Genomic DNA, 1,550 nt, shown 5'->3' with positions numbered 1-1,550 from the left:
TCGCCCTGGTTGGCGTAGATCTCGGTGGTCTTGGTCAGATCGAGCGCGGTGTCGTCGCGGGAAATCTTCACCGGTTCGGCCGCCTGCGCGACCCCTGCCATCAGCGCCAAAGCCGACAGGAAAAGCGCTGCGATCACCGCGACGAAACGTCCAGATGGTGATGGGTGCAGCATGCGTTTGTTGGTCATCGGCTGTCGGTTATCCTGCCTTTATCCGTATCGGTGGCGAGCAGTGAAAACATCACGTGATCATGCCACTGACCGTTGATCTTCAAGTATCCGCGCAGATAGCCTTCCCGCTGAAACCCGGCTTTTTCAAGCAGGCGGATGCTCCGAGCATTGTCTGGAATACAGGCTGCTTCGATACGGTGCAACTCAAGGCCTGCGAAGATGTAGGGTATAACCAATTGAAGTGCGGCGAACATATGGCCCTGGCCGGCATGCGCTTCGCCCATCCAGTAGCCGATCATGCAGCTCTGTGCCGCCCCGCGCCTGATATAGCCGATGGTGATGCCGCCGAGCAGCGTCATGTTTTCACGGTGGAAAAGAAGCAACGGAACGGCCTGTCCGGACGCGTATTCCTGCTTGCCGCGAATGACGCGCGCCCGATACGAGCCTTCTGTCAGCTCGTCGCGGCGCCAGGTCGGTTCCCAGCGCTCGAGAAAGCCCCGGCTTGCCGACCGCAGCTTGTGCCACTGGTTGAAGTCCTGGTAGCGCGGCAACCGCAGCACATAATTGGCGTCTTCGATTTCAACTGCTTCCGGCTGCCGAGACAGGAACCGAAACACCGATTTTGGCATCGATCACTCCCGGCAACGCGAATGCAGGTTCAAAGTACGGCTTGCTTGCCCTGTGGGGCAGGCGAGGTGAGCGACGCAGCGATGTCTTCCATCGGCGCCAGATGCTCGAGCGGGCCGATCGCCGAAAGCGTCGGCACGGTGTCGAAGAACAGCCGGCCTGCAAGGTCGGTCAGGCGTTCGATGGTGATGCCTTCCAGCCGCTCCATCATTTCAGGATTGGAGATCGGCCGGCCGTAGAGCATCATCTGCCGCGCCACCTGGCCGGCGCGCGCCGCCGGGCTTTCCTGGCCCATCAGAAGCTGCGCGCGGATCTGCGCGCGGGCGCGTTCGATTTCCTTCTGGTCGATCGAGGTCGCCGACTTGTGCAGCTCGTCGATGATGACGGGCACCAGTTCCGGCAGGTTCTCGCCGCCGGTCGCGGCATGAATGCCGAAGATGCCGGTGTCGGAAAAGCCCCAGTGGAAGGCATAGATCGAATAGCAGAGGCCGCGGATTTCGCGCACTTCCTGGAACAGGCGGGACGACATGCCGCCGCCGAGGATGTTGGCGAGGATCTGCGAACAGTAGAAGTCGCGCGCGTGATAGGCCTTGCCCTCGAAGCCGAGCAGGATCTGGGCGTCCATCAGGTCGCGCGTCTCGCGGATGTTGCCGCCGATATATTTGGCGGGGTCCATGACCGGCGTGGCGCTCGGCGCGGTCGGCAGCGAAGCGAATCGCTCCTCGACCATGCGCACGAACTCGTCATGCTGCA

At 61.8% G+C, this 1,550-nt stretch carries 3 protein-coding genes; all 3 read right to left on the bottom strand.

Annotated elements, in window-relative coordinates; all coding sequences use genetic code 11:
• Positions 1-188: hypothetical protein (locus B3605_RS25055; RefSeq protein WP_296436819.1), on the bottom strand; the 188-nt coding region annotated here is incomplete at its 3' end.
• On the bottom strand, positions 185-799 hold the full coding sequence (locus B3605_RS25050; protein WP_018899059.1) for a GNAT family N-acetyltransferase: 615 nt from the start codon (positions 797-799) through the stop codon (positions 185-187). The genes B3605_RS25050 and B3605_RS25055, both read right to left, overlap by 4 nt.
• Before the next feature lie 29 nt (positions 800-828).
• On the bottom strand, positions 829-1,550 hold a 722-nt coding region (locus tag B3605_RS25045; RefSeq protein ID WP_296436818.1), incomplete at its 5' end, for a M16 family metallopeptidase.

Origin of the sequence: Rhizobium sp. UBA1881, from assembly GCF_002338015.1 — a bacterium.
Classification (GTDB): domain Bacteria; phylum Pseudomonadota; class Alphaproteobacteria; order Rhizobiales; family Rhizobiaceae; genus Rhizobium.
Note: the sequence above shows the minus strand (reverse complement) of the source record. Positions and strands in the feature narration are given on the sequence as shown.

Bases quoted from the DNA above. Each gene is read 5' to 3' on its own strand.
- B3605_RS25050 (WP_018899059.1), bottom strand. From the start codon at position 799: ATGCCAAAATCGGTGTTTCGGTTCCTGTCTCGGCAGCCGGAAGCAGTT.